General features: G+C 75.9%; 5 protein-coding genes. 1 reads left to right on the forward strand and 4 read right to left on the reverse strand.

The annotated features are described in order from the left end of the window. Positions 1 to 69 precede the first annotated feature (69 nt). Together ACIBAI_RS17010 and ACIBAI_RS17015 are read right to left on the reverse strand one after the other, a co-directional pair. Positions 70 to 543 carry a carboxymuconolactone decarboxylase family protein gene (locus tag ACIBAI_RS17010; protein WP_399034929.1) on the reverse strand — a complete coding sequence of 158 codons (474 nt, stop codon included), beginning with the start codon at positions 541 to 543 and terminating at the stop codon, positions 70 to 72. 238 nt (positions 544 to 781) lie between these two features. Continuing rightward, entirely contained in the window at positions 782 to 1,261 is a 480-nt protein-coding gene (locus ACIBAI_RS17015) for a cupin domain-containing protein (protein ID WP_399034930.1), read from the reverse strand. Positions 1,262 to 1,572: 311 nt separating this feature from the next. Between ACIBAI_RS17015 and ACIBAI_RS17020 the strand changes: the two genes are divergently transcribed. After that, a complete protein-coding gene (locus ACIBAI_RS17020; protein ID WP_399034932.1) occupies positions 1,573 to 2,196 on the forward strand; it encodes a TetR/AcrR family transcriptional regulator in 624 nt (207 codons plus the stop codon). A 39-nt stretch (positions 2,197 to 2,235) separates the two neighbouring features. Here the strand turns inward: ACIBAI_RS17020 and ACIBAI_RS17025 are convergent, their stop codons facing one another. Beyond that, entirely contained in the window at positions 2,236 to 3,984 is a 1,749-nt protein-coding gene (locus tag ACIBAI_RS17025; protein WP_399034934.1) for a glycoside hydrolase family 3 N-terminal domain-containing protein, read from the reverse strand. After that, positions 3,981 to 6,299: a family 78 glycoside hydrolase catalytic domain gene (locus ACIBAI_RS17030; protein WP_399034936.1), complete on the reverse strand. Its 2,319-nt coding sequence runs from the start codon at positions 6,297 to 6,299 to the stop codon at positions 3,981 to 3,983. The genes ACIBAI_RS17025 and ACIBAI_RS17030 overlap by 4 nt, the downstream gene beginning before the upstream one ends. Positions 6,300 to 6,435 lie beyond the last annotated feature (136 nt).

Here is a 6,435-nt window from a genome sequence, read left to right on the forward strand (position 1 = left end):
CGGGGCCGGCGGGACCGCCCGCCGGCAGCACCCCCGCGGGTGCGGGACGCCCCGGCCGGGCGCTCCCCGTCAGCCGAACTGGCCGGGCCGGTAGTCGCCGGCGGGCTGCCGGACGATGACGTTCAGGCGGTTGAAGGCGTTGATCAGGGCGATGAGGGAGACCAGGGCGGCGAGCTGCTCCTCGTCGTAGTGCTTGGCGGCGTTCGCCCACGCCTCGTCCGTGACGCCGCCGGCCGCGTCGGCGATGCGGGTGCCCTGCTCCGCCAGCTCCAGCGCGGCGCGTTCGGCGTCGGTGAAGACCGTGGCCTCCCGCCAGGCCGCGACCAGGTTGAGCCGCACCGCGGTCTCCCCGGCGCGCGCGGCCTCCTTGGTGTGCATGTCGGTGCAGAAGCCGCAGCCGTTGATCTGGCTGGCGCGGATCTTCACCAGCTCCTGCGTCACGGTCGGCAGCGTCGAGTCCGAGATCACCTTGCCCGCGGAGACGAAGTGCTTCAGCACTCCGGTCGCGTTCGGGCTGCCGAAGAGATCCAGACGAGCGTCCATGGCGGGTTCCTCCGTCGTTTCCGGTGCTTGCACCCCTTCGACGGAACGGGCCGGCGCGATGTGACAGGAACGAATGTGACGTGCGTCTCCCCGGCTTCCCGCCGGACAGCTGCCCGGCGGGAAGCCGGGGAGACGCACGTCGGCACCGCACATGCCGGCGGTCTCCGGCCGGCGCCCGAGCCGCTGATCCCCGCTCCCGCCGGCAGTGGCCGCGTCGGCGGGAGCGGGGATCAGCGGCTCAGCCGGATGCCGGCCGCACCGCCCCGGTGCCCGGTTCGCCGTCGGCCCCGTCACCGCCGCCGGACCGGCCGGTGTCCGGGGCCCGGCTCCCGGCGGGCCGGATCGTCATGCCGGGCCGGCGCCGGTGGACCGTCAGGCAGGACAGGCCCCGCTCGCCCGCGACGAGACCGCGCGCGGAGCCGTGGGGCAGCCAGGTGAGGCTGCCCTCCCCCAGCGGAAGGGACCCCTCGGAGGTGACCAGGGTGCCCCCTCCGGCCACGACCAGCAGAAGGACGTCCAGGTCCGGCTCGATGTGGGTGCCGACGCGCCGCCCGGGCGGGAGCCGGACGACATTGGCGTCGAGCTGCCGGCCCGGCTCGGCCAGCCGCCACACCGCGCCCGCCGCCGGGCCGAGCGCCTCCAGCGATCCCGTCTCGAGGAGAACCCGGGGCACCGGCCCGCCCGCCGGGTCCGGGACGCCGTCGTCCGCCAGAGCCACCACTGCACCTTTCGCCGTGTTCCGTCCACCCGCGCGGACCGACCGGTGCCCTGGCCGGACGAACGCCGGAAACCGGGCCCGGACCGCACCCCGCGTGATCAGGTCACTGTAGACAGGGGGCGCCCGGGGCGTCCTCCCCGAAGGGCGGCCCGGCCCCGCCGGCGCACGCAGGCGGTACCGGCCCGCTCCCCGGACGCGACGCCGGCCCGCGGGCCGCGGCCCGCCACGCGCGGGCCCGGGCCGGGACCGGGCGCGGCGGGGAGGCCGCAGCCGATCGTGACCGGTTCCGGCGGCCCGTTAACGTTGTCCTCATGGGGACACCTAGAGGGCCGCGGGGCGCCTACGCGGCGGGACAGGCCAGGCGGCCGCAGATCCTGGAGGCGGCCATGCGGCGGTTCGGCCAGGACGGCTACCACAACACCTCGCTGGCCCGGGTCGCGCGGGACGCCGGGATCACCGACGCCGGGCTGCTGCACCACTTCGGGGGCAAGCAGCAGTTGCTGCAGGCGGTCGTGGAGTACTGGCACCACCAGCTGGACGAGCGGTGGCGGCGGGTGTCCGACTCCGTGCGGGACGCCTTCCGGTGCCACGTCGAGGACATGGCGGAGGCCCTGCGCATGCCGGGCATCGTGGAGCTGTCCGTGGTGCTCGCGGCCGAGGCCACCGCCGCCGGCCACCCCGCGCACGACTTCTTCTCGCAGTGGCAGGAGAAGGGCGTCCGGGAGCTGACCGAGCGGCTGCGCGCCGGGAGCGAGTCCGGGGAGCTCAAGCCGGACCTGGACCACGAGGCGATCGCCCGCGAGTGCGCGGCCGTCGACGCCGGGCTGCGGCTGCAGTGGCTGGCCAGCGGCCGCTCCTTCGACTTCGTCGGGGTCATGCGCTCCCACCTGGACCACCTGATGCGGTCCATCTCGGCCGACGGCAAGGGGCTGTGAGCGGGCGGCAGCCCGGCCCCCGGCCCCCGGCCGCCCGGTTCAGGCCCGCGGCGCGTACCGCAGGCCGTGACCGAAGGGGTAGAGCGGGTCGCGGCTCTCCTGCGGCACGTCGGGCCGGCCCGCCCTGACCTCGGCCATCGAGCGCGGCAGCTGGAACGGCAGCCGCCCCCGCGGCTCCGCCCGGCCGAACAGGACGTCCAGCAGGGCCCGGTCGCCCGCCCCGAACGCGGCGAGCAGCGCCGCGCAGCGGTCGGCGATCTCCGGGATGACGGCGGGCCGCTCCAGGTGGACGGCCACCACGGTGGGCACCGTGTCCAGCAGCGTCAGGATCTCCTTCAGCCGGGCCTCGTCGAAGTCGAGCCGCCCGGCGTGGAAGAAGGACTCGAACAGGCCGGGGCGCGGCTCGTACGGGGTGGCCAGCCGCAGCACCGCGAGGTCGGCGTCGGCGGGATCGTCGACGAGCGGCGCGTACGCGGCGGCGATCGCCGGGTCGACGCCCTCGACGTACAGCCGCGGGGCGCCCGTGAGCGGCAGCAGGCCGTCGCCGTTCTTCAGCAGCGTGAGACCGGCCCGCTGGGCCTCCTCGCCGGCGGCGCGGAAGTCGGCGCGGCCGACGGTCTCCTCGGCCGCGTCCACGTCGACGTAGCGGCGCTCGTCGAACAGGCCGAGACGGAACTTCTCGGCGAGCAGCCGGGCCACCGAGGCGTCCAGGCGCGACTCCTCCAGCAGTCCGTGCCGCACGAGGTCGACGACCAGCTCGGGGCAGGACTCGCCGCCGATCTGGTCGGCGCCGGCGTGGAAGATCCGCAGGATACGGTCGGCGGGGCTCAGGTCCTCCACCCCCCAGGCGCGGGCCGGGTGCGGCTCACCCATGACGAGCTGGTCGGTGACCAGGCCCCAGTCGGTGCAGACGATGCCGTCGAAACCGAGCTTCTCGCGCAGCAGGCCGGTGATGACGCCCCGGTTGAAGCCGAAGCCGACCTCCTCGTAGTCGGTGCCGACCGGCTTGCCGTAGTACGGCATCATCTGGGTCGCCCCGGCGGCGACGGCGGCCTTGAACGGCCCGAGGTGGTAGTCGAAGAAGCCGCCCGGGTAGACCTGCTCCTTGCCGTAGGGGAAGTGCGGGTCCTCGCCGTCCCGTTGCGGGCCGCCGCCGGGGAAGTGCTTGACCATCGCCGCGACGCTGTCGGGACCCAGCCCGTCGCCGGGTCCGCGCAGGCCCTCGATGTACGCCCCGACCAGACGGGACGTCAGGTCGGCGTCCTCGCCGAAGGTGCCGGAGATGCGCGCCCAGCGCGGCTCGGTGGCCAGGTCGACCTGCGGGTGCAGGGCGACGCGCAGGCCGACGGCGAGGTACTCGCGGCGCACGGTGTCCGCGTACCGGCGCACCAGGCCGGGGTCGCCCACGGCCGCGAGGCCGAGGGTCTCGGGCCACTGGGAGAACGGGCCGGCCATCATCGCGGTGCCCGGGTTGTCGGTGAAGGCGTGCCGCGGGTCGGTGGACAGGGTGACCGGGATGCCCAGCCGGGTGTGGGCCGCCAGTTCCTGGAGCCGGTTGTGGAAGGCGGCCATCTCCCGCGGGGCGGCGGCGCCGAGGACGTTGAAGTGCGTCATCCGGCTCTCGGACAGCATCTGCTCGGCGGTGCGCCCGGCGGGCGCGGCGTGCGGCGCGGGGCCGATCGCGTGGTGGAAGACGAGCCCGGCCTTCTCCTCCACCGTCATGCGGGGCAGCAGGTCCGCGACGCGTTCGCGCACGCTGCGGGCGGGGTCCTGGTAGGGGTGGTTCACTGCTGCTCCTCGGGGTGCGTGGGGGCGGGGAAGGGGGTGCGGAAGGAGTGGCGGCCGGGCCCGGCCTCGACGGGCTCGGCGCCCGGCAGACGGACCTCGGCGGTGGTGCCGGGCGGCACCAGGACGTCGACGAGCAGGGCGTGCCCGGTGATGCGCCAGGACACCTCGGCGCGGCCGTGGGGCGTCTCGTGCGCGGCCTTCGCCCAGGTGAGGCCGCCACCCGGGCGGGGCCGCACCAGCAGGCGGCGGTAGCCGGGCGCGGCCGGGGCGAGACCGGCGACCGTGCGGTGGATCCAGTCGGCGACCGCGCCCAGCGCGTAGTGGTTGAACGAGGTCATCTCGCCCGGGTTGACGCGCCCGTCGGGCAGCATGCTGTCCCAGCGTTCCCAGACGGTGGTGGCGCCCATGTCCACCTGGTACAGCCAGGACGGGCAGGACCGCTCCAGCAGCAGCCGGTAGGCGGTGTCCAGGTGTCCGGTGGCGGTGAGCGCGTCGCACACCAGGGGGGTGCCGAGGAAGCCGGTGCCGATGCGGTGGCCGCGTTCGGCGACCAGGGCGGCGAGCCGGTCGCCGGCGCCGGCCCGCTCGGCCGGGTCCTCCAGCAGGTCGAAGCAGAGGGCCAGCGCGTAGGCGGTCTGCGTCTGTTCGGTCAGCAGGCCGCCGCCCGTGTGGAAGCGGTCCCGGAAGGCGTCGCGCACCGAGTCGGCGAGGGCGTGGTGGCGCACCGCGTCGTCCTGCTCCCCGATCACCTCGGCGCTGCGGGCGAGCAGCCGGGCGGAGCGGGCGAAGTAGGCGGTGGCGACCAGTTCGGAGGAGGTCACCGCCCGGCCGGGGTCCTCCGGGGGAGCCGTCGGGTCCAGCCAGTCGCCGAACTGGAAGCCGGCGCCCCAGATCCGGCCCGGCCCGGCGATCTCCTCGACGGCGTCCACCCACGCCCGCATCGACGGGTACTGGACGCGCAGCACGTCGGCGTCGGCGTACCGCTCGTACAGCACCCAGGGCACGATGACGGCGGCGTCGCACCAGCCGGCCATCGGCGGGTTGCCGGGCGGCAGCGGCACGTCGGCGATCACCGGGATGTCGGGGGTGAACACCGGCGGGACGCCGTGCTCGTCGCCGCCCTGGTCGGCGGCCAGGTCGCGCAGCCAGGACCGCAGGAAGGCGCGCACGTCGTACAGGAACGCCGCGGTGGGGGCGAAGACCTGCACGTCGCCGGTCCAGCCCAGGCGCTCGTCGCGCTGCGGGCAGTCGGTGGGCACGTCGAGGAAGTTGCCGCGCATGCCCCACACGACGTTCTCGTGCAGCCGCTCCAGCGCGGGGTCGGAGCAGGAGAACCAGCCGGTGCGGCGCAGGTCGCTGTGGAGGACGACGGCGGTGACGTCCTCGGGCGCCGGCTCGCCCGGCCAGCCGTCCACTTCGGCGTAGCGGAAGCCGTGGAAGGTGAACCGCGGCTCCCACTCCTCGCCGTCCGCGGCGCCGCGCAGCGTGTACCGGTCGACGGCGACGGCGGTGCGCAGCGGACGCACGCACAGCTCGCCGTCCTCGTCCAGGACTTCGGCGTGGCGCAGGGTGACGGTCCGGCCGGCCTCGCCGCGCACCCGGATGCGCAGCCGCCCGACGAGGTTCTGGCCGAAGTCCACCAGGGCCCGGCCGCCGGGCAGGGCGGTGACCGCGACGGGCCGGACGGTCTCGATCCGGCGCACGGGCGGGCTGTCGGCGGGGAAGAGCACGGAGGTGTCGAAGTCGAGCACCCGCACCGGGTGCCAGGCGGAGTCGTCGAAGCCGGGCTCGCTCCAGCCGGGCTGTTCGCGGCGCGCGTCGTGGTGCTCGCCCTCGTACAGGCCCGTGGCGAGCACCGGCCCGTGGCAGGCGCGCCAGCCGGGGCCGGTGGTGAACGTCTCGGTGGTGCCGTCGGCGTACTCGACGCGCAGTTCGGCCAGCAGGCCGGTGTCCGGGCCGTAGATGTCGCGGGTGCCGCCGTTGAAGCCGAGCCGGCCCCGGTACCAGCCGTCCGCGAGGTGGGCGCCCCAGGCGTTGGCGCCCGTGCGCAGCAGCGGGGCGACGTCGAAGCAGTGGTAGCGGTGGCGGTGGCGGTAGCTGGTCCAGCCGGGGGCCAGGACGTGGTCGCCGACCACGGCGCCGTTGAGCTCCAGCTCGTACACGCCCAGCGCGGTGACGGTCAGCCGGGCCGCTCTCACCCCGGCCCGCACGGTGAACTCGTCGCGCAGCAGCGCGGCAGGCCGGGCCGCCCCGGCGGGCGGGTCGGCCGTGGGCAGATGGGGGGAGACGACCTGGGCGGTCCAGTGGTGCGACATCGGTGCCTTTCCTCGGGGCCCGGGCCCCCCGGGGGGGGGCCGGGCCGGGGGGGGGGGGGGGGAGCCCCGGCCGGGGGGGGCCCCCCCGCCCCCCACAGCGGGTGGGGCCGCGGGGGGGGGTAAACCCCCCCGACCC

It is taken from the genome of Streptomyces sp. NPDC051041 (assembly GCF_044456065.1).
Taxonomy (GTDB): domain Bacteria; phylum Actinomycetota; class Actinomycetes; order Streptomycetales; family Streptomycetaceae; genus Streptomyces; species Streptomyces glaucus.

Excerpts from the sequence above, each read along its gene's own strand:
- ACIBAI_RS17010 (WP_399034929.1), bottom strand. The coding sequence starts at position 543 with ATGGACGCTCGTCTGGATCTCTTCGGCAGCCCGAACGCGACCGGAGTG.
- ACIBAI_RS17020 (WP_399034932.1), top strand. The coding sequence starts at position 1,573 with ATGGGGACACCTAGAGGGCCGCGGGGCGCCTACGCGGCGGGACAGGCC.
- ACIBAI_RS17030 (WP_399034936.1), bottom strand. The coding sequence starts at position 6,299 with ATGTCGCACCACTGGACCGCCCAGGTCGTCTCCCCCCATCTGCCCACG.